Consider the following 20,105-nt stretch of genomic DNA (forward strand, 5'->3'; position numbering starts at 1 on the left):
GCACAATGTCATCCGATGAATTGTCCCCTACGGGATCAACTTAGTAGTTTGCCGGGGTTGATCGGGAGGGTCCTGGGCCGATCAGATCACCTCGAAGTCCGCCATCATCGCCATGTCCTCGTGTTCCAGGTTGTGGCAGTGGAGCATGTACCGGCCACGGTAGCCGTCGAAGCGCAGGAGCACGTCCACGACCTCGTACGGGCGCACGTCCACCGTGTCCTTCCAGCCCGCGTCCGTCGCGGCGGGCGGCCGGCCGTTCCTGGCCAGCACCTGGAAGTGGGCCAGGTGCACGTGCACGGGGTGGTGGAAGTCGCTGGTCAGCCGCCAGACCTCGGCGGTGCCCAGGCGCGCGCGGGCCAGCGGGACGCCGGGACGGTAGGGGTGGCCGTTGACCGTCCAGAGGTCGTCCGTCCTGCGGAAGTCGAACGCGCGGGTCGTGACGGCGCGCGGCCGGTCCGGCGGGCGGGACAGGCGGGCCGGGACGGCGCTGTCGTCGGGGGCCCGGCGGGTGACGACGAAGCGCATGACGTTCCCGGCCGGGCCGCCGGCCAGGGTGTTGACCAGGGTGACCGCCGTGCCCACCGGGTACGCGGAGAAGTCCACGACGACGTCGTAGCGCTCGCCCGGGGAGATCGGGATCGTGTCGTGGACCACGGGCGCGGCCAGCAGGCCGGCGTCGCTGCCGATCTGGATGAACCGGCCGCCGGGGGTGAGCCGGAGGCGGTACCTGCGGGCGTTGGAGGCGTTCAGCAGCCGCAGCCGGTAGCGGGTGGCGCTCACCTCGGCCACCGGCCAGGGCGCGCCGTTGACCAGGATCACGTCCCCCTCGACGCCCTCCATGTAGTCGCCGTCGAGCGCCTGCCAGTCACCGCCGCGTCCACCGCCGTGCCCACCGCCATGCCCACCGCCGTGCCCACCGCCATGCCCGCCGCCGTGGGCGGCCCCGTGCGCGGCCGTCCCGCCGCCGTGGGCGGCCGGGTCGCCGCCGTACGCCTGGGGGTAGCGGAAGGAGCCGTCCTCCTCGAACGCCCGGTCGCAGATCAGCAGCGGCAGCTCCCGCTCGCCCCCGGGCAGCGGCAGCGCGTCCTCCTCCGCGTCGCGGACGAGCGCGAACCCCGCCAGCCCCCGCCACACCTGCGGCGCGGTGAAGTCCATGCGGTGATCGTGGTACCAGAGCGTGGCGGCCCGCTGCTCCACCGGGTAGCGGTAGTCCTTCACCACCTGGTGCAGCACCTCCCCCGGGTGACCGCGGTGCGGGGCGTGGCCGGCCGGCACGACCAGGTCGGTCGGGTAGCCGTCGGAGGCGGGCGGGGTGACGCCGCCGTGCAGATGGGTGGAGGTGGGTACGGGCAGCTCGTTGCGCACGCTGACCGTGACGGGGACGCCGCGCCGCAGCTCGAACGTGGGGCCGGGGAAGGTGCCGCCGTAGCCCCACACCTCCGTGCGCAGGCCGGGCAGGATCTCCGCCGCGGCCACCCGCTGCGTCACCTCGTAGTGCCCGGGACGTACCGGCCGGGCGGCCTCGGGGATCGGCAGCGGGACCGTGAAGGGCTCTGGCAGGGGAGCCCGGCTGGTCAGAAGCTCCCCCGCGCTCTCGTGCGGCCCGCCGCACCCGGCGACGGCGGCGACCCCGGCCGCGCCCAGCACCCCGAGAAACGCCCGCCGGGAAACGCCCGCGCTCATGCCGCGCCCGCGCCCGCGGCGGCGGGGGTGCGGAAAGCGCGCCAGGCCCAGGCGGTGAAGGCGGCGGACAGGCCGAAGACGGCCATGCCGAGCGGGAAGTGCGGCGCGACGAGCCGGGACTGCCCCAGCACCACCTGCACCGTCTCCGCCGCTACGATGCCCAGGCTGGCCGGCGCCGGCCACAGCGGCCCCCGGCCCGGCCGCCACAGCAGCACGGCGGCCACGAGCTGCAGGTAGAGCAGGCTGTGGGTGACGCCGGCGTTGTCCCGGTGCCAGGTCAGCAGGTCAACGTCGCCGGTGACGAACAGCCCGGCGAGCACGGCCTGCGCCAGCACCCCGGTCAGGTGGGCGGCGGCCAGGACCCGCAGCGACCAGACGATCCAGCCGGGCGGCGGTGCGGTGTTCAAGGAGGTCATGGCCGACATGCTCCAAGGAGGAGCCCCTGGTCACATCCCACGCGGGAGGGCCTCCCCGCGTACTCCCGGGGTCGTACGCAGGACGTCCTGAGCCGGGAACGTACGACCGGGGGATGACGCCCGGTCTGAACGCGGTCGCCTACCTTGTTCTGCATGAACCCCCGGAAGATGGACGCGCTCGTCGCGCTGGGCGCCCTGGTGGCGATCGTGCCGGGCACGTACGCGAACCTGTCGTGGACCGGGCCCTTCGAGCGGCCGCTCGACCCGCTGGGCCTGACGCTGATCACGGTCGCGGCCCTGTCGCTCGCCTTCCGGCGCACCGCCCCGCTGGCCGCGGGCATCGTCGCGGCGGCCTGCGGGGTCGTCTACTACGCGGCCCACTACCCGGGCGTGTTCGCCGCCGCGCCCGCGCTGGCCTCGATCTACACCCTCGCCGTGCTCGGCCGCCGCCGGGCCGCGATCTGGCTGGCGGTGGCGCTGGCCGGGGCGGTGTACGGGCTGATGGCGCTGTCGCCCGCCGATCCCGCCGCCGGCAACTCGATGACGCTGCTGAGCGGCTGGCTGGTGGCGATGGTGGTGGCCGGCGAGGTGATCAGGGGCCGCCGGGCGTACCTGCGGGCGGTGGAGCAGCGGGCGGAGGAGGCCGAGCGCACCCGGGAGGAGGCCGCGCTGCGCCGGGCGGGCGAGGAGCGGCTGTGGATCGCGCAGGAGCTGCACGACTCGCTCACCCACAGCATCTCGGTCGTCAACGTGCAGGCCGCGCTGGCCATGGAGCTGCTGGAGCGGCATCCGGAACGGGTCAGGGAGGCGCTGGCGGCGATCAAGGAGTCGGGGCACGAGGCGATGCGCGAGCTGCGTTCCACGCTGGGCGTGCTGCGCCACCCGGAGGAGGTCGAGACCGGGCTGTCGGAGCTGCCCCGGCTGGTCTCCAGGGCCGAGGGGGCGGGGCTGCGGGTGGCGCACACGGTCTCCGGCGACCCGTACGCGCTGCCGCCGGCCGTGGACCGGGCGGCCTACCGGATCGCGCAGGAGGCCCTGACCAACGTGCTGCGGCACGCGGGCGCGGCGGCCGTCACGGTGGCCGTCGAGTACGATCCCTCGATGGTCGTGCTGCGGGTGGAGAACGACGGCGAGCCGGGTCCCGTCCCCGGCCCCGGGATGAGTCCCGGGATGGGGCTGATCGGGATGCGCGAGCGCGCGGTCGCCGTCGGCGGCTCGCTCACCGCGGGTCCCGGCGAGGGCGGCGGCTTCGCGGTCCGCGCCGAGCTCCCCGTCCGGGTCGCCGCATGATCAGGGTGCTGCTGGCCGACGACCAGCCGCTGATCCGTGCGGGCTTCAAGGCCCTGCTGGAGCTCACCGACGACATCACGGTGGTCGGCGAGGCGGGCGACGGCGCGCAGGCCGTCGAGCTGGCCCGGCGGCTGCTGCCGGACGTGGCGCTGCTCGACGTGCGCATGCCGCTGATGGACGGCATCCAGGCCACCCGCAGGATCGGCGCCTCCCGCGACCTGGACGCCGTACGCGTGGTGATCCTCACCAACTACGCCCTCGACGAGTACGTCTTCGCCGCCCTCAGGGCCGGCGCCAGCGGCTTCCTGCTCAAGGACATCGAGCCGGGCGACCTGCTGCAGTCGGTGCGGGTGGCCGCCCGCGGCGACGCGCTGCTGTCCCCCTTGGTGACGCGCCGCCTGATCGAGGAGTACGTCAGCACCCCGCCCCGCCCCGTCGCCTCCCCCGGGCTGGACCTGCTGACCGCCCGCGAGCAGGAGATCGTCACCCTGGTCGCCAAGGGCATGTCGAACGACGAGATCGCCGCGCACCTGGTGATCAGCGGCGCCACCGCCAAGACCCACGTGAGCAGATCGATGATCAAGCTCGGGGCGCGCGACAGAGCCCAGCTGGTGGTCTTCGCGTACGAATCGGGCCTGGTCGTCCCCGGGACGAGCGCCTAGAAGGCCACCAGGAACTCGTACGCGTTCAGCAGCCAGACCAGCAGCCACAGGGCCATGGCCGGGAGCCGGAACAGCCCTCGGCCGGTTCCGTCAGCAGGCACCCGCAATCACAACGCCTTCCTTCGACGCCGGTGTCATCCTCCCAGTCTGCGCCCCGCGCTCCGTACCCGCGCGAAGCGCCCGACCGGTGCTATCCATTGACCGGTTCGCCCAGTGCGCTACCGGCCAGCCACTCCTCCCATGACTTCGCCCACGGCGTCGGCCCGTTGCCGAACTCCAGCTTCCTGGAGGTGCCGGTGACCTCGATGATGTCGCCGCGCTGGGTGAACTCGTAGAACCAGCGGGCGTTGGCGGGGCTGGCGTTCACGCAGCCGTGGCTGACGTTGGAGCTGCCCTGCGCGCCGGTGGACCAGGGGGCGGCGTGGAAGAAGGTGCCGCTGTAGGTCATGCGGACGTTCCACTTCGTCTTGATGCGGTATTCGCCGGGCTCGCCGATCGTGGCCGAGTCCATGACGATGTCCGCGGCCTTCTCCTGGGCGATCATGACGCCGGAGTAGCTGTCGTCGCCCGGCCTGCCCAGGCTGACCGGGATGGTCTTGACGACCTCGCCGTCCTTTCGGACGACCGCCCGGTGGGTCGCGGCGCTGACCTTGGTGATGTGCTCGGGCCCGACGGTGAAGGTCAGGCTGCGGTCCTTGGTCCCCCACAGGCCGGGCCCGGCCCGCAGGCCGGCCAGGTGCGCCACGACCGTCACCTTCTGGCCGACCGGCCAGTATTCTCGCGGCCTGAACTGGACCTCCCGGTCGCTCACCCAGCTCCACGCGCCCTCGACCGGCTGCGACATCCGCACCACCAGCGACCGCTCGACCGCGGCCCGGTCCTTTCTGGCCGTCACCGGCTGCGAGAGCAGCAGCTGCACGGGCATCCCGACGCCGACCTTCTCGCCGTCCAGGGGCGACATGCCGCTGTCCAGCACCCGTTTCGGCTTGAGCGTGGTGAACGTGGACTCCCCCGTCACCTGCTTGCCGTCGGTGCCGGTGGCCTGCGCGCTGACCGTGTACGCGGTCGAGGGACGCAGTGGCCACTGGGGCCGCCACATCCCGTCCGCGCCCACCGATCCCTTCACCGTACGGCCCTTGGCGTCGGCCACGGTCATCTTCGTGACCTGCCCGCCGGTGGCCTTGACGCTGATCCCGGTGTCCGGGGCCACCTTCTTCGTCCCGTCGGCGGGCGTGATCGACAGCCTGGCCACCGGGCCCTGGGTCCGCGGGGACGTGCCCGGCTCCCCGGCGCCGCCGCCCGAGGAGGTGCAGCCGGCGGTCACGAGCAGCGCCGCCGTGAGGGTGCTCACGAGTATCTTGCTGGTCCGGCCGTTCCGCATCGCCGATGCCTCCCGCGCCTGACTTGTAGGCAATCATTCACATTAGACCGTTTTCGGAGATTCGGCGGGACTCCTGCCCGCATCGGCCTCGCCCATGCAGGCCGGCACCGAAGGATGGCGCTCAGGCGGGCGTGAGCGCCCCGTCGGTGCCCAGGCTGACGAAGGACCTGGCCGAGACCTGCGCGGCCGGGCCGCCGGAGGCCGACATCTGGGCGCCGGCCAGCGCCTGCGCCGCGGTCCTGCCGGCGGCCAGCAGGCGGTGGAAGGCGATCATGACGGGCGCCGTCCCGAGGTCGGGGATGGAGATCACCGGGACGATGATCTGGCGGGTCCCCTGGGCGAGCAGGGTGGCGCACAGCCCGAGGATCTCGTCGCCGGCCAGCACGGCGGACCGGCCGACGTCGCAGGCCGCGAGGACCACCAGCTCGGGGGCGCGGGGCAGGGTCTCCAGGTCGTAGGCCGTCAGCGGGCCGTCCGACAGCAGGATCGAGGAGAACAGCGGGTTGGTGGAGTGGACGCGGCCGTGGGCCGCCAGGTGCGCGAGCGCGGCACCGTCCAGCGCCGCCATGACGTCCCGCACGCCGGCTCCGGGTCCCAGCATCGGCGGGACGCCGTGGAGGGCGGCCACGCCCCTTGCCTCCTCGTACGCCCCGGGCAGGTCGGTGCCGCCCCGGTCGGGGCCGGCGACCACGACGACGCCCCCGCGACCGGCCGGCCGGTCGCGCCCGGCCTGCCACAGGGCGGCGGACGGAGAGACGGTCACCGGGCGCCCCGCGCAGGAGGGCAGCAGTGACCAGGGCACGGACTGCAGGAGCCCGGTGGGCACCAGCACGAGCGGCCGGTCGCCGGCGAGCCGGGCCAGCGGGGCGAGCAGCACTCGGTCCACGCGGGAGGTGATGTCGGCGAGCAGGGAGCGGGCCGCCACCCGGCTCGGCTCCAGCGTGCGGGGGCTGACCAGCCGCTGGAGCACGAACGGGAGGAAGGCCAGCGCGTCGCGCAGCTCGGCGGCGGGCCCGAGGCCGGTCAGCCGCAGCCGTCCGCCCGCCAGCGTGATCGCGTGGAGGGTCTCGTCCAGGTGGACGAACTCGACGAGCGCCGCCTCGCCCAGCGCCGCCTCCAGCCGGGCGACGCTGACACCGGGCAACCGGCCATGGCCCGTTCCGGCCGGATGCGTCCTGCGGTGATCGCGGATCCGCCGCTCCAGCGCGACCTGCTGCTGCACGAGCCCCGCCGGGACGCCGCGGCCGGCGGCGTCCCTGATCTCCCCCATGACCAGCCGCAGATCGGCCAGCAACGCGGCCAGCGCCGGATCGGCGGACGGCCGGACCGGGCTGGAGGTGAGCCGGCCGGCCCGCCCCTGCTCGGCCCATTCGAGCACCTGACGGGGCCGCCCGCCCTCGAGGGCCAGGCGCAGCCCGAACTCGGCGAGCTCGACCCGGTGGGCCGCGGCGTGCGCGCGCAGGTCCGTGGCGCCCAGCGTCGCATGGTGCTCGGCCAGGATCCTGACCCCGGTACGCGCCGCCAGCGCGGCCCCGCGCCGGTTCCCGGCCGACAGCCGGAGCAGGGCCTCCGCGTGCCAGCCGAGCGCCCGCAGCCGGGCGGGCCCCCGGCGGCGCCGGGCGCTCACCTCGGCCAGCTGCCGCTCGCCCCGCCCGGCCCGGCCACGCGCCAGTGCCAGCCGGCCCGCCACGATGCCGGTCTCGGCCGCGGGCGTCTGCCAGCCCGCGGCCGCCAGGGCCCGTGCCAGCTCCTCCACCCTGGCCAGGGGCATCCGCGCGGGCCCGTCCCGCCGTAACCGGGCCTGGAGCGCGGTGAAGCGCGCGAGCGCCGCCCACCCGGGCCGCTGCTGCCGGGTGAGCTCGCGGACCGCGAGCCCCGCCTGGCGCAGCGCCGAGTCGGGATCACCGTCGAGCGTCAGCGCCTGGGCCAGCATCAGGCGCGCCTCCGGCAGTCCGATCCGGCGCCGCTCCTGCTCGAACGCGGTGACGGCCGCCTGCGCGCTCTCGCGCGCCTCGGCCGTGAGCCGCAGGGAGAGCAGCAGGTCGGTACGGTCCATCAGCAGCCACGCCACCTGCGCCTTCTGCTCCCGCAGCCGCTGCTCGGCCTCCTCGAAGAGCTGGAGCGCGGGCAGCGCGTGACCCTGCACGGCCTTGATCCAGCCGTGGTTCTGCAGCACGAACGCCAGCCTGAACCCCAGGTCGTGCTCGACGCAGATGCGGCCCGCCTCGGCCAGGTCCGCCTCGGCCCGGGCGAACTGCTGCCGGCGACCGCGCACGATGGCCCGGTTCAGCAGGACCCGCTGGACCCAGAGGTGGTCTCCGGCGTGACGCAGGATCGGCAGGGCCGTCTGGTAGCTCTCGTGGGCCTCCTCCAGCCGGCCGAGCTGGGTCAGGATCGCCCCCCGCTGGGCCTGCGCCCGCGCCCACGCGACCCCGTTCAGGGCGGTCAGCGCGGCGTCGATCTCGCCCAGCGCCGGCCCCGGCTTGCCGCGCACGTTCAGCACGAACGCGAGCGTCATGCGCGCCTCGGCCGCGACGAGGCCGGAGCCGGAGCGGTTGCCGAGCTCGACCGCCTCGCGGAGCCGGCGCAGCGACGCGTCGGGATCCTCCAGGTGCAGCAGGGCTAGGCCCACCGCGCGCAGCGCCACCGCGGCGGAGGCCAGGTCACCGGCGGCCCGCGCCTCCCTGGCGATGCCCTCCGCCAGCTTGACCGACCGCGCCGGGTCGGTGTCCGCCAGGCGCAGCGCCTCGCGGGCTCGCTGCTGGCCGGGGCTGACAGTCACACCTGAGAGAAACGCGGAAACGAATGCGGTGTCAAATGCATATTTACCGGCCGCGGGTGTATCAAGGCCGGGCGAGCGCTTTCTGATTCTGGCGAGACGGTGACCGTCCACCACGGAAGGAGCGCTCACCATGTCACGTGTGTTCGGCGCCAGAGAGATCTACGAATCGGGTCAGCTCGTGGTGGCCCTGCCCTACGAGGACTTCGTCTGCCGGGAGCTGAACAGGCTGGCCACCAGCCGCTACGCCTCGGTCGCCGACCGGAGCGAGCTGCTCGGGCTCGCGCTGGTGGAGATCGAGGACACGGACGCGGTGCCGGACAAACTCCTGGTCCATTATCCGGATTTCGAAATGGATCAGGCGTACACCCGTTCCCCGAATGCCATAGATCGTATTCTCGCGCTGCTGCGGCACCACTTCGACCGGACGCTCGAAGGTTATGTGCCGGAGATGGGGAAGAACCGCGTCGCCCAGGTCCGCGGCGAGCCGTACGTCGACGGCGGCGGCGAGGGCGACCCCGACCCGGCCGAGGCCGCGGGCTGGGACATCAGGCCCGGAGGCGAGGGGAAGGGCATCTCGATCGGCGTCTTCGACACGCAGATCGACGACGAGCACCCCTACTTCGCGGACAAGACCGTCGAGACCCGGCCGCAGGATCGGCTCCGGAGGACCGGCGGCCCGCCCAAGCACACCGAGGGGCACTCGACCATGATCACGGGGATCATCCTCAGGGAGGCCCCGGGAGCGGGCGTGACCGTCCGCCAGGTCCTCGACTCGGTGGCCTCCGTCAACGCGTGGACGCTGGCCAAGGCGCTGGCCGATTTCGCCTGGCAGGCACCCGACCTGCTCAACCTCTCCCTCGGGGAGTTGCACACCGACGACGGCAGGACGCCGCTCATCTTCGAGGCGATCGTCCGGTTGTTCCCCAACACGCTGATCCTCGCGGCGGGCGGGAACCACGGGAACATCGACCCCGGGAAGATGCCCGGCCTGCCGCAGGGCCTCAGCAGGAGCGCGCCCACCTGGCCGGCGGCGATGCCCGAGGTCGTCTCCGTGGGCAGCCTCACCGCGGACATGAAGCTCGCGCCCTTCACGCCGAAGATCGTCCCTGCGGGTGCCGAGGAGCCGGTGGCGCCGCCGTGGCTCAGGTACGGGATCTGCGGCGTCCAGGTGCGCGGCACGTATCTCAGGGGTGAGGTCAGCATCGAGCGCCGGGGCCCGATGGGCCAGCTCCTCGTCGACCTGCGGACCAAGAACGGCAAGACGATCCCGAACCCCGAGCCCCGCGAGTTCCCCAAGGACGGCTACGCGACGTGGTCGGGCGCCTCGTTCGCCACGGCCAGGCTGACCGGGATCGTCGCCCGCACGATGGCGGCCAACCGGCTGAAGGGCCGCAGCGGCGCGCTCAAGGCCCTTGACATGTTGACGCCCCAGGACGGCATCCTCAAGTTCAACCCGTAGACGGCTCTCAGGGGGTCCCCATGGGTGACGAATCGGCAGTCATCAATCTCGTCGTCCGAGCCCGCGACGGGGACCAGAGCGCCTGGGACGCCATCATCGACCGGTACGCCTCGCTGGTCTGGTCGATCTGCCGCCGCTACGGCCTCGGCCGGCTCGACACCGACGACGTCGGGCAGACCGTCTGGTTACGCCTGCTGGAGAACCTCGCCCGGCTGCGGGAGCCGGCGGCGCTGCCCGGCTGGCTGGAACGGACGACCAGGAACGAATGCCTGCGCGTGCTGAAGTCGACGCGCAGGCTCGAACGTACGGAGGAACGGATCAAAAGGGAGCCGCACGAGCACGTCGACCCCTTCGACGAACTACTCCGAGAAGGCATCGCCCTGCGGCACAACGCGATGCTCCGGGAGGCGTTCGCGCAGCTCCCGGATCGCTGCCGGGAGCTGCTCCACCTGCTCATGGGAGATCCGCCGGCGAGTTACGAGGAGATCAGCCGGCGGCTCGGGAAGCCGATCGGCAGCATCGGCCCCCAGCGGGCCCGATGCCTGGCGGCGCTGCGGAAGAAGCTCGCCGAGATGGAACCGGCCGGTGTAGGCACCGAGTCCACGGGAAGGTGAAAATCATGTCAAGCCCGTGGAAGAGCGAGAGCGACGACGTCCTCCTGGCCGCGTTGAAAAGGGCTCTGGCGGAGCCAGACGGTGTCCCCGCCGAATTCGTGACGACCGGGAAAGCGCTTTTCGGCCTGCAGTCGCTGGAGGCCGAGCTGGCCGCTCTCACCTACGACTCCTCCGCCGCGCCGCTGGAGGAGCCGGCCGGGAGCCGGGGTGACGTCGCGATGGTCCGGCTGGTGACGCTCTCCTCGTCGGCGGCGATCATCGAGCTCGGGTTCGCGGAGCAGGAGGTCGTCGGCCAGATCATCCCCACGGCCCCCGACTCCTCCTGCGGCCCGGGCGACGTCGACGTCAAGACGCTCTCCGGCCACGTCATCACGGTCCCGCTGGACGAGGCCGGCCGCTTCCGGGTCCGGCCGACGCCGGCGGAGGCGTTCCGCCTGGTCTGCCGGCCCGCGGACGCCGCGGAGGTGCCGACCGTCTGGATCCCGCGCTAGCCGCCGTCCGGATCGCGCGCCGGGCGCGCGACACCCGCCGCCGCGCGGGTCAATGATCTTGATCCGGCGCTCGGCCGACCACAATCATGGCCCGGTGGACTACTACCTGATCTCCGCGACAGCGGGCGACCGATCGCCCGCAGGCCTCCTGGTGGAGGAGTTCGTCCTGTGTGACGACTACACGGCGGCCGGCATCGACGGCGCCGAGTGGAGACCGGACACCGGAGCCTGGTCCGCCTCGGCCGAGCTGAGCCGGGCCATCCGCGCCGACACCGCGCTGCGCGGGCGGGTGACGCCGGTGAGCAGGCAGGAGGCGTGCGCCGCCTTCGCCCGCCTCGGGGGCGGCGAGCTGCCGGAGGAGGCCGGGCTGCGCACCCTGTTCCAGGAGCGCCGCCACCTGCCCACGACGGCCCCGCTCAACCTGGGCAACGGCTCCGGGGCGCGCCGCTACCGCATCCTGTTCGCCGGGGAGCTCGGCGCCGACGGGCTGGCGAACGCGCGTACGGCCCTGCGGCTGGAGCCCACCGGCGACCCGCGCGTGGTCGGCAAGGCCTCGGCCAGCTCCGGCGGCCACGGCTTCACCTGGGAGCTGCGCCGGATCGGCGCCGGCATCGCCTGGTGCGTGGACGTGACCGCGCGGCTGGGCGCGGGCCCGGTCACCACGCTCGGCGCCCTGCTGCACCATCACCGGCAGGCGGTCCGCGAGCAGGGCCTCATCCCCGTCACCGTGGAGCGCTTCGCCTAGGAAAGCAGCGGCATAACCCGGCAACTGTCACATTTCGCCGCCCTAATCGGTCGTACTCATGACGATGCAACCGAGCCGGGTGCGGGGTGACGATGAAAGTCGGCTCATTGGCCAGGGCGCTGGACGACCGCGTCGGCGGCGCCCGATTCCTGAACAGGGCGATGCGCAAGGCGTTCGCCAACCACTGGACGTTCCTGTTGGGGGAGATCGCCCTCTACGCGTTCGTGGTCGTCCTGATCACGGGCGTCTTCCTCACGTTCTTCTTCAAACCGAGCATGCAGGAGGTCGTCTACAACGGCGCGTACGTGCCGCTGCGCGGCGTCACGATGAGCGAGGCGTACGCGTCCTCCCTCGAGATCAGCTTCGAGGTGCGCGGCGGCCTGCTGATCCGACAGATGCACCACTGGGGCACCCTGATCTTCCTCGGCGGGATCGTGGTGCACCTGCTGCGCAACTTCTTCACCGCCGCCTTCCGCAAGCCCCGCGAGCTGAACTGGCTGATCGGCGTGACCCTGTTCGGGCTGGTGATGCTCAACGGGCTGTTCGGCTACTCGCTGCCCGACGACCTGCTGTCCGGCGCGGGGCTGCGCATCCTGCACGGCGTGCTGATCTCGATACCGCTGGTGGGGACGTACCTGGCGATGTTCCTGTTCGGCGGAGAGTTCCCCGGCGGCGACATCATCCCCCGGCTCTACAGCCTGCACGTGCTGCTGATCCCCGCCCTGCTGCTCCTGCTGATCCCGCTGCACGCGGTGGTGCTGACGTGGTACCAGACGCACACGCAGTTCCGGGAGAAGGGGGTCGGCAACCGCCAGGTGAGCGGGATCCCGTTCTACCCCGCGTTCCTGGCGAAGACGACGGCGTTCCTGCTGTGGGTGACCGGGGTGGTCGCGCTGCTGGCCACGGTGTTCCAGATCAACCCCATCTGGCTGTACGGGCCGTACGTGCCCAGCACGGTCAGCGCCGGCTCCCAGCCTGACTGGTACATGGGGTTCCTGGAGGGCGCGCTGCGGCTCATGCCGCCGTGGGAGTTCACCGTGTCCGGCTTCACCGTGACCATGAGCGTGCTGATCCCCGCGCTGGCGGCGCCGGGGCTGCTGTTCACCGGCCTGGCGCTCTACCCGTTCGTGGAGCGGTGGGTCACCCGTGACAACACCGTGCACAACCTGCTCGACCGGCCGCGCAACGCGCCGAAGCGGACGGGGCTCGGGGTCGCGGGCGTCGTGTACTACGGGGTGCTGTGGGCGGCCGGGGGCAACGACGTGATCTCCTCCACCTTCGACATCTCGCTGAACGCGACGACGTGGATCTTCCGCGTGGCGTTCGTCGTGGGGCCGGTGCTGGCGTACGAGGTCACCCGGCGGATCTGCCTGGGGCTGCAGGAGCGTGACCGGCACACGGTCGAGCACGGCGTGGAGACCGGCGTGATCGTCCGCGGGCCCGAGGGCGGGTTCACCGAGGTCGAACGGCCGGTCACCGAGGAGGAGCAGGTGGCGCTCGTGCCGCCGGCCTCCCCTGCCCCGCCCGCGCTGACACCGGCGGCCAACGGGGACGTCCCTCCCCCGGCCGGCCGCCGGATCCGCGACGCGCTCCAGCGCTCCTGGAGCCGCGACTGATCGCCGTCCCCGCGGTCCCGGGGTCAGGGGACCGGGACCGCGGGGACGGTCACCGGGCCGAGGAGCGGGTTGAGCACGTCCGCCTGCGACTGCCCGGCCGGGACGATCACGTCGAGCGCCTTCGGCACCGTGCCCGGGTCCACCGCGCACAGCGGGCCGGTGCCGCCGGGCGCGCACACCCCGAACTGGTACGGCTGCGGCGTCGCGGCGAACCCCCTGGCCTGGTCGGCGCTGAACCCGTCCTGGCCGGTGAGCACCACGGCGAAGCGCCACCCCGGCCCCGGCGTGCCGAAGGCCGTCCTGGGCAGGGCGATCGTGATCGTCCGCGTGGTGCCGGACGCCCGGACCGCCGCGCCCGCCACGGCCGTTCCCGCGGCGGTCACCCACACCGGCGCGGCGAACCCCTGCGCCTCCACCCGCTGCGACCAGGCGTCCTGCTCGGCGATCCGGTGGTTGCGCTGCGGGAACGCCGCCTCCGTCGAGGTCGTGGCCACGGCCGGGTCCCGCACGTAGACGTCGAGGAGTTGGGCGCCCATCTGGTTGCCGAAGGTGGGGCTGAGGTCGCGCAGCTCGGCGCGCAGGTAGACGGTGCTCGCGTCCGTGATGACCTGGAACCTGCGCAGGTCGAACGCCCCGTCGTGGAAGTCGGCGGCCGTCGGGTAGGCGTAGGTGCCGGGGCCGTCGTCGTCGCCGTCCGGGTCGGCGACGTCGAGCACGGTCGTGGCGCCCACGATGTCGCCGATGACCGTGCGCCGCGCGTACGCGGTGCGGCCGTCGGGGGCGGTCGCCGTGACGGTGAGCACGACCTCCCCGAACGAGACCGGGGCCACGGCCGAGAAGGCGCCGTCCGAGCCGGCACGCACCGAGACGACCCGGGTGGGGGCGCCGGTGTCGATGGGCGTGGCGGCGAGGTCCACCCGCGCTCCCGGGGCCGTGGTGCCCTCGACGGCCACCGACGAGCCGGGGACCGCGGTGCCGTCGGCCGGGGCGGTGACGGTGAGCGGGGCGGCCTGCGGCATGGTCGCGTAGCGGCGCCGTACGACGTCGGGCTGCTCGACGGGCCTGGTGGAGCCGAGGGACAGGACGAGCCGGACGACCTGGGCCTGCGCCCACGTCAGCGGGGACGCCGAGCCGGCGGGCCCGCCGTCGCGGAAGCCGATGGAGGCGGTGGCCGGGTCGGTGCCGTACGGGGAGGCGGCCAGGTCGGGGTTCTCCCACGCCTGCTCGGGCATCAGGCCGGTGCCCGACGCCATCCCGCGCATGGCCGACAGCAGCGCGGCGGCCGTGCCGGGGTCGCGGGTCTGCAGCGCCTGCTCGGCCCGCTCGCCGGCCAGGACCGGCCACACGTGGCCCGAGCCCGTGTTGCCGGTGGGCCACGGCCGGCCGGACGGCGCGCAGGAGGTGGGGTCGGGCTCGTGGCAGTCGCCGTAGCCGTCCTCGGTGCCGGGGGTGTCGGAGCCGTAGCGGTACCAGCCGGGGCCGCGGGCGGTGGTGCGCCGGAGCACGCGGTCCACGACCGGCAGGCTGGCCAGCACGTCGGGATCGCCGGGCGGCAGGATGCCCAGCCGGGTCAGCTCCAGGAAGCCCGCGTCCACCACGCGCCGCTGGTCCTCGGAGGGACCGCCGTTGCCCAGGTTGTACGACACCGCCGCGTCCGGGTCGCCGGTGCGCGACAGGCGCAGGAAGTAGCGGGGCGCGTACGGGCCGGTCGTGGTGACCGTCCACGCCTTGACCGAGCGGGCGAAGTGGTCGGCCGTGGCCCGGTAGATCCTGGCCCGATCCTGGTCGCCCTGCCGGACGGCGATCTCCCCGGCCGCGACCAGCCCGGCGATCTGGGCCGCGATCGTGGACGGCGAGAATCCGGACTGCTCCTCCCACCGCTCCACGCCGAACGCGGGCCCGTGCGAGACCACGAAGTCGGCCGCCGCCCGCACGTGCGGCCACAGCCCGGCGTCGCCCGCCAGCCCCGCCTGGTAGGCCATGAGGAGCGGGTACGCGGTCTCGTCGAGCTGGTCGCCGCCGGAGTCGGGGGCCAGTTTCCCGTTCAGCAGGGAGTTGCGCGGCAGCCGGCCGTCGGGCAGCTGCTGGCGTTCCAGCAGGAAGCGGGCCGTGGCGCGGGCGGTGGCCACGTCGCCGGCGGCGAGGAAGCCGGTGAACGCCTCGTACAGGTCGCGGGAGAACACCTCGCGGTAGGAGCCGAAGTAGACCGCCTTGCCGCCGACCAGCTCCCCGGCGCCGACCGCCTGCCCCCACGGGCTGGCCAGGGACGCCACGACCGCCCCGGGGAACGTCTTGTCCTCGCTGGCCTTCAGCACGTTCGCCGACAGCCGGTAGAGGTCGCCCAGCCCGTCCGGCGGCCTGCGGAGCCCGGCGTCGTAGGCGGCCCAGCCGGCCTCGTACCGGGCCCGGGTGCTCTCGAACGGGCGGGCGGCGGCCTCCCCGGCGGTGCGCAGCGCGGCGGCCCGGCTCCGCCCGAAGCCGAGCGCGAACGTCACCTCTCCCCTGCCGTCGATCGGCAGCCGGGCGGTGGCGGCCACGTTGCCGGAGGGGGCCTCGGTGTAGGGGGTGAGCTCGCGGGCGGCGTCGAGCTGGGCGATGCCGTCGCCGGGCGTGCCGGCGTACCCGACGCTCGCCCGCGGCAGGCGCCGCTCGGCCCGCAGCGCCAGGTACGTGGGGACGGCGTAGTCGCGGGCCGGGGCGGAGGTCTCGGTGTTGGCGTCCCAGACGACGGGGGCGCCGGTGGGGCCGTCCACCACGCCGCTGTCGGCGCCGCCGTTGGGCTGCCCGCCACCGCCGTTGCCGTTCACGCTCGCGTCGAGCCGCACGTACAGCCGCAGGCCGGCGGGCTGGAGGCGGGTGCGCACGACGACGGCGTCGCTGCCCGGGTCGGTGACGTAGGTGGTGGTCAGGCGGTAGCGGCCGCTCCGGCCGGCCGAGGTGATCGTGCAGGTCATGCCGGAGCGGTCGGTGCTCACCTGGTAGGTGGTGTCACGGGCCTGCAGCTCGGTGAACGTCTTCCCGTCGGTCACGACGAACTGCATGGTCTCGACGTTGGTGTTGTCGATCGTGGGCTCGTACACGTCGGACAGGACGCCGCCGGCGACGGTGTACCAGACCTTGGAGGCGCGGCCGGCGGCCGTGCCCACGCAGTCCTTGCGGGCCATCCCGAAGTGCGACGCCGCGCCGGGCGCGCCCGGCGCGGGCGCCCCGGCGAGCGCCGGACCGGCCGGTACGACGACCGGCGCGCCCGCGGCGACCAGAGCGATGATCAGGGCAAGGACGGATCGACGGATTGGCATGCCAGGGCTCCCCTCCCGACCCCGATGGGTCGAGAGAAGACCAGCCCCGGCCGGCTGTCAAGCCCGCGCGGCCGGCGCCTTCGCGTCCACCCCGCGGTCCAGGCGCAGCCCGCGCGTCTCCTTGAACGACGTCAGCACCACGATCAGCGACACCACGGCGATCACCACCATGTAGAAGGCCGGCGCGATCGCGCTGCCCGTCGCCGCGACGAGCCCGGTCGCGGCGAACGGGGCGGTGCCGCCGAACAGCACGTACGCGGCGGTGTACCCGATGGCCGAGCCGCTGGCCCGCACCTTCGCCGGGAACATCTCCACCAGCGCCGGCACGTTCGAGGTGCCGATGACCGACACCAGCATCGCCAGCAGCGACGTGCCGACCATCGCCCCGGCCAGCCCGGAGCCCATCAGCCAGAACGCCGGCAGCGGCAGCAGCACGAAGCCCGCGCACGCGATGATCAGCATCGGCCGCCGCCCGTACCGGTCGCTGGCCGCGGCCGCGAACAGGCAGGCGATGCTGTAGGCGAGCATCGACACGACGTTCGTGAGCTGCGACTCGCTCTTGGAGTAGCCCAGCTCCTCCGACATGTACGCGATCATGTAGCTGCTCATCAGGTAGTACCCGACGGCGTTGGTGATGCTGTAGCCGAACAGCGTGGCGATCTGCCGGCCGCAGCGGCGCACGGCCGCGCGCAGCGGCGCCGGCTCCACCGCGTCGTGCTGCTCCAGCGACCGGAACACGGGCGTGTCCTCGACCTTGGAGCGCAGGTAGAGCCCGATCAGCCCGAGCGGCGCGGCCAGCAGGAACGGGATGCGCCAGCCCCAGCTCTGCAGCGCCTCGGCGGTCACCGTCGAGGTGATCAGGAACCCGACGCCGGATCCGGCCACGCTGGCCAGGCCCACCGTCACGGGCACGGCGGCGGCGAAGCGGGCCCGGCGGCCCTCCGGCGCGTACTCGACGATGAACGCCGACGCGCCGGTGTACTCGCCGCCGGTCGAGAAACCCTGGGCGCAGCGCAGCAGGAACAGCAGGATCGGCGCCGCCATGCCCCACGAGGCGTAGGTCGGCAGGATGCCGATGAGGAACGTGGCGCCGCTCATGGTGAGGATGGTCAGTGCCAGCATGCGGTTGCGGCCGAGGCGGTCGCCGTACCGGCCGAAGAAGGCAGCGCCGAGCGGCCGGGCGACGAATCCGCCGGCGAAGATCGCCCAGGTGGCGAGCAGCGCGGCCGACTTGTCGTAGTCGGGGAAGAACAGGCCGGCGATCGTCGCGGACATCACCGCGTACGCCGCCGAGTCGAACCATTCGACGAAGTTGCCGATCGCGGAGGCCATGGTGACCTTGCGCCGGACGGCCGCGGAATCCTGGGGGGTCATGCTCGCTCCTTACTTGGCGTTCCGTTGGCGGAGCCGCGCGCGCTGGATCTTCCCGGTCGCCGATCGGGGCAGCTCGTCGACGAACTCGATCTCCCGGGGGTAGGCGAAGCGCGAATGCGTGGTCTTCGCGAACTCGCGGATCTCCCGTGCCAGCTCCTCGCCCGGCCGGTGACCGGGCGAGAGCAGGACCCACGCCTTGACGGCCTGGCCGCGTACGGGGTCCGGCACCCCGGCCACCCCCACGTCGGCGACGGCGGGGTGGGCGCGCAGCGCCTCCTCGATCTCGTCGGGGCCGACGCGGTAGCCGGAGGTCTTGATCACGTCGTCGACGCGGCCGAGGAACCAGTAGTAGCCGTCCTCGTCCACCCGCGCGTGGTCCTTGGTGCGGAACCACTCGCCGCCGAACACCTCGCGGGTGGCCTCCGGGCGGTTCCAGTAGCCGAGCGGGAACTGCGGGTTGCTCCGCGCCCGCAGGCAGATCTCGCCGACCTCGCCCGCGGGGACCGGCCGCTCCTCCTCGTCGAGCAGGGCCACGTCCCAGCCGGGCAGCGGCCGGCCCATGGAGCCCTCCTTGACCGGCGTGCCGGGGAAGTTCCCGATCAGCGGGTACGACTCCGTCGAGCCGTAGTAGTCGAGCAGCGTGACCCCGAACTGGTCGCGGAACCAGCGGATCAGGTCGGCGGTGAGCGGCTCGTTGGCGCAGCAGATCGTGCGGAAGCGCTGTGGGTGCAGGATGCCCGCGTCCGGCACCCGCTCCCGCATCTTGCGCAGGAACGTGGGATTGACCAGGCCGGTCGTCACCCCGTTCCGCGCCATTCCGGCCAGCAGCCCGGCCGGGTCGAACCCCGCGGCGGGACGGTAGACGTAGTGCGTGGCCCCCGCCCGCAGCGGCCCCATGAGCTTGGCCATCGACCAGGCCCACTCCCCCGCGCCGTAGAAGACGTCGCCGGGGCGCAGATCGTGGCAGACCTCGAACTCGTTGTGGCCGAGCAGCGTGCGGTGCGCGTGCACGATGCCCTTGGCGGGGCCGGTCGTGCCGGAGGTGTAGAAGATCAGCGCCGGGTCGTCGGCGGCGGTGTCGGCGTCCTCGAACTCCGGGACGAACCGCCCGATCGCCGGGTCGTCCACGTCCACCACGACGCCCTCGTAGCCGCCCGCCCTGCGCACCGCGCCGGCCTCGGTGACCAGCACGGACGCGCCGGAGTCGGCCAGGCGGTAGGAGATCTGGTCGTCGGCCCACAGCAGCGACATGGTCACCAGCACGGCCCCGGTGCGCAGGACGCCGAGATAGGTGGCGGGCGTGTCGGTGCGCTGCGGCAGCATGACGGCGACGCGGTCGCCCGGGCGTACCCCGGCACCGTGCAGGCAGGCGGCGATCCGGCGGGAGCGGTCCTGGATCTCGCCCCAGCGGATCTCCTCGTGGGCGCCGGTGTGGTCCTCGAAGATCAGGGCCAGGTTCTCGCGCGGGTGGCGGTCGGCCACGTCCACGGCCATGTTGTAGCGCTCGGGAACGCTCCACCCGGTCATCGGGCACGCTCCCGCAGGAATCGGGTCATCTCCCGCTGCGGCTCGCCGGAGGCGTACGCGGTGGCGTGCACCTTCTTGGCCGCCTCCACCGCGTCGGCCAGCGCCTCCCGCTCCAGCTCCCGGAGCCGTCCCTTGGTCAGGGCCACGGCGCCGGGCGGCAGCGCGGCCAGCTCCTTGGCCTGCGCTAGGGCCGCCGTCAGCACCTCTCCCTCGCCGACGAGCCTGGTCAGCAGGCCGAGCCGCTCCGCCTCCGGCCCGTGCACCAGCCGCCCGGTCAGCGCGAACTCGGTGGTCCTGGCGCGGCCGAGGACGTGCCACATGGCCCAGATGCCGGTGATGCTCGGGATGCCGGACAGCACCTCCGGCTGGCCCATCCGGACGCCGGCGTGGCCGATGCGCAGGTCCGCCAGCAGCGCGAACTGGAACCCGGACCCGGCCGCCACCCCGTTCACCGCGGCCACGACCGGCTTGTCGAGGTCGAGCACCGCCCGGTAGAGCCGGTCGAAGCCGTCGATCCAGGCGTCGGAGGCCGCGTGGTCGTCGGGGTCGATCGTGGCCGTCTCGCCGAGGTCCTGGCCGGCGCAGAACGCCCGCCCGGCGCCCGTGAGGACGACCGCGCCCACCTGGGGGTCGGCACCCGCCTCGCGCAGGAGCTCGATCAGCCGTTCCCGCATGTCGGCGGTCCAGGCGTTCAGCTTCTCCGGCCGGTTCAGGGTGATCACCGCGACGGGTCCATCGCGGTCCAGCAGCACAGTCACAAGCGTCC

General features: G+C 73.4%; 15 protein-coding genes. 7 read left to right on the forward strand and 8 right to left on the reverse strand.

Annotated elements, in window-relative coordinates; all coding sequences use genetic code 11:
- Positions 1-81 precede the first annotated feature (81 nt).
- Both ACBJ59_RS19880 and ACBJ59_RS19885 read right to left on the reverse strand, forming a co-directional pair.
- On the reverse strand, positions 82-1,683 hold the full coding sequence (locus ACBJ59_RS19880; protein ID WP_375111691.1) for a multicopper oxidase family protein: 1,602 nt from the start codon (positions 1,681-1,683) through the stop codon (positions 82-84).
- Positions 1,680-2,099: a hypothetical protein gene (locus tag ACBJ59_RS19885; protein ID WP_375111692.1), complete on the reverse strand. Its 420-nt coding sequence runs from the start codon at positions 2,097-2,099 to the stop codon at positions 1,680-1,682. The genes ACBJ59_RS19880 and ACBJ59_RS19885 overlap by 4 nt, the downstream gene beginning before the upstream one ends.
- Before the next feature lie 153 nt (positions 2,100-2,252).
- On the opposite strand from ACBJ59_RS19885, the gene ACBJ59_RS19890 reads away from it, so the two are divergent.
- Positions 2,253-3,389, forward strand: coding sequence for a sensor histidine kinase (locus ACBJ59_RS19890; RefSeq protein ID WP_375111693.1), 1,137 nt, complete (start codon positions 2,253-2,255; stop codon positions 3,387-3,389).
- A complete protein-coding gene (locus ACBJ59_RS19895; protein WP_375111694.1) occupies positions 3,386-4,051 on the forward strand; it encodes a response regulator in 666 nt (221 codons plus the stop codon). Before ACBJ59_RS19890 ends, ACBJ59_RS19895 begins: the two co-directional genes overlap by 4 nt.
- 190 nt (positions 4,052-4,241) lie before the next feature.
- Here ACBJ59_RS19895 and ACBJ59_RS19900 read toward each other — a convergent pair whose 3' ends face one another.
- Complete coding sequence (locus ACBJ59_RS19900) at positions 4,242-5,402, reverse strand: Ig-like domain-containing protein (RefSeq protein WP_375111695.1); 1,161 nt, start codon at positions 5,400-5,402, stop codon at positions 4,242-4,244.
- 151 nt (positions 5,403-5,553) lie between these two features.
- The gene (locus ACBJ59_RS19905) at positions 5,554-8,214 is read right to left on the reverse strand and encodes a CHAT domain-containing protein (RefSeq protein ID WP_375111696.1); all 2,661 of its coding nucleotides are present in this window, start codon (positions 8,212-8,214) and stop codon (positions 5,554-5,556) included.
- 130 nt (positions 8,215-8,344) lie between these two features.
- Between ACBJ59_RS19905 and ACBJ59_RS19910 the strand changes: the two genes are divergently transcribed.
- The 5 genes from ACBJ59_RS19910 to ACBJ59_RS19930 all read left to right on the forward strand — a co-directional run bounded on the left by ACBJ59_RS19910 (position 8,345) and on the right by ACBJ59_RS19930 (position 13,139).
- Positions 8,345-9,673, forward strand: a complete 1,329-nt coding sequence (locus ACBJ59_RS19910; RefSeq protein ID WP_375111697.1) for a S8 family serine peptidase — start codon at positions 8,345-8,347, stop codon at positions 9,671-9,673.
- 20 nt (positions 9,674-9,693) lie between these two features.
- On the forward strand, positions 9,694-10,287 hold the full coding sequence (locus ACBJ59_RS19915; protein ID WP_375111698.1) for an RNA polymerase sigma factor: 594 nt from the start codon (positions 9,694-9,696) through the stop codon (positions 10,285-10,287).
- Between the two features lie 5 nt (positions 10,288-10,292).
- A complete protein-coding gene (locus tag ACBJ59_RS19920) occupies positions 10,293-10,778 on the forward strand; it encodes a hypothetical protein (protein ID WP_375111699.1) in 486 nt (161 codons plus the stop codon).
- 94 nt (positions 10,779-10,872) lie between these two features.
- Complete coding sequence (locus ACBJ59_RS19925) at positions 10,873-11,523, forward strand: hypothetical protein (RefSeq protein ID WP_364133846.1); 651 nt, start codon at positions 10,873-10,875, stop codon at positions 11,521-11,523.
- A 92-nt stretch (positions 11,524-11,615) separates the two neighbouring features.
- Complete coding sequence (locus tag ACBJ59_RS19930; RefSeq protein WP_375111700.1) at positions 11,616-13,139, forward strand: cytochrome bc complex cytochrome b subunit; 1,524 nt, start codon at positions 11,616-11,618, stop codon at positions 13,137-13,139.
- Between the two features lie 23 nt (positions 13,140-13,162).
- On the opposite strand, the gene ACBJ59_RS19935 is transcribed toward ACBJ59_RS19930, so the two are convergent.
- The 4 genes from ACBJ59_RS19935 to ACBJ59_RS19950 are packed head-to-tail and all read right to left on the reverse strand — an operon-like array spanning position 13,163 to position 20,097.
- The gene (locus ACBJ59_RS19935; RefSeq protein ID WP_375111701.1) at positions 13,163-16,438 is read right to left on the reverse strand and encodes a glucodextranase DOMON-like domain-containing protein; all 3,276 of its coding nucleotides are present in this window, start codon (positions 16,436-16,438) and stop codon (positions 13,163-13,165) included.
- A gap of 57 nt (positions 16,439-16,495) precedes the next feature.
- Complete coding sequence (locus ACBJ59_RS19940) at positions 16,496-17,812, reverse strand: MFS transporter (protein WP_375111702.1); 1,317 nt, start codon at positions 17,810-17,812, stop codon at positions 16,496-16,498.
- A 9-nt stretch (positions 17,813-17,821) separates the two neighbouring features.
- On the reverse strand, positions 17,822-19,339 hold the full coding sequence (locus ACBJ59_RS19945) for an acyl-CoA synthetase (protein WP_375111703.1): 1,518 nt from the start codon (positions 19,337-19,339) through the stop codon (positions 17,822-17,824).
- Positions 19,336-20,097: an enoyl-CoA hydratase/isomerase family protein gene (locus ACBJ59_RS19950; RefSeq protein WP_375111704.1), complete on the reverse strand. Its 762-nt coding sequence runs from the start codon at positions 20,095-20,097 to the stop codon at positions 19,336-19,338. Before ACBJ59_RS19950 ends, ACBJ59_RS19945 begins: the two co-directional genes overlap by 4 nt.
- Positions 20,098-20,105 lie beyond the last annotated feature (8 nt).

Source organism: Nonomuraea sp. MTCD27, assembly GCF_041950495.1.
Classification (GTDB): Bacteria; Actinomycetota; Actinomycetes; order Streptosporangiales; family Streptosporangiaceae; genus Nonomuraea.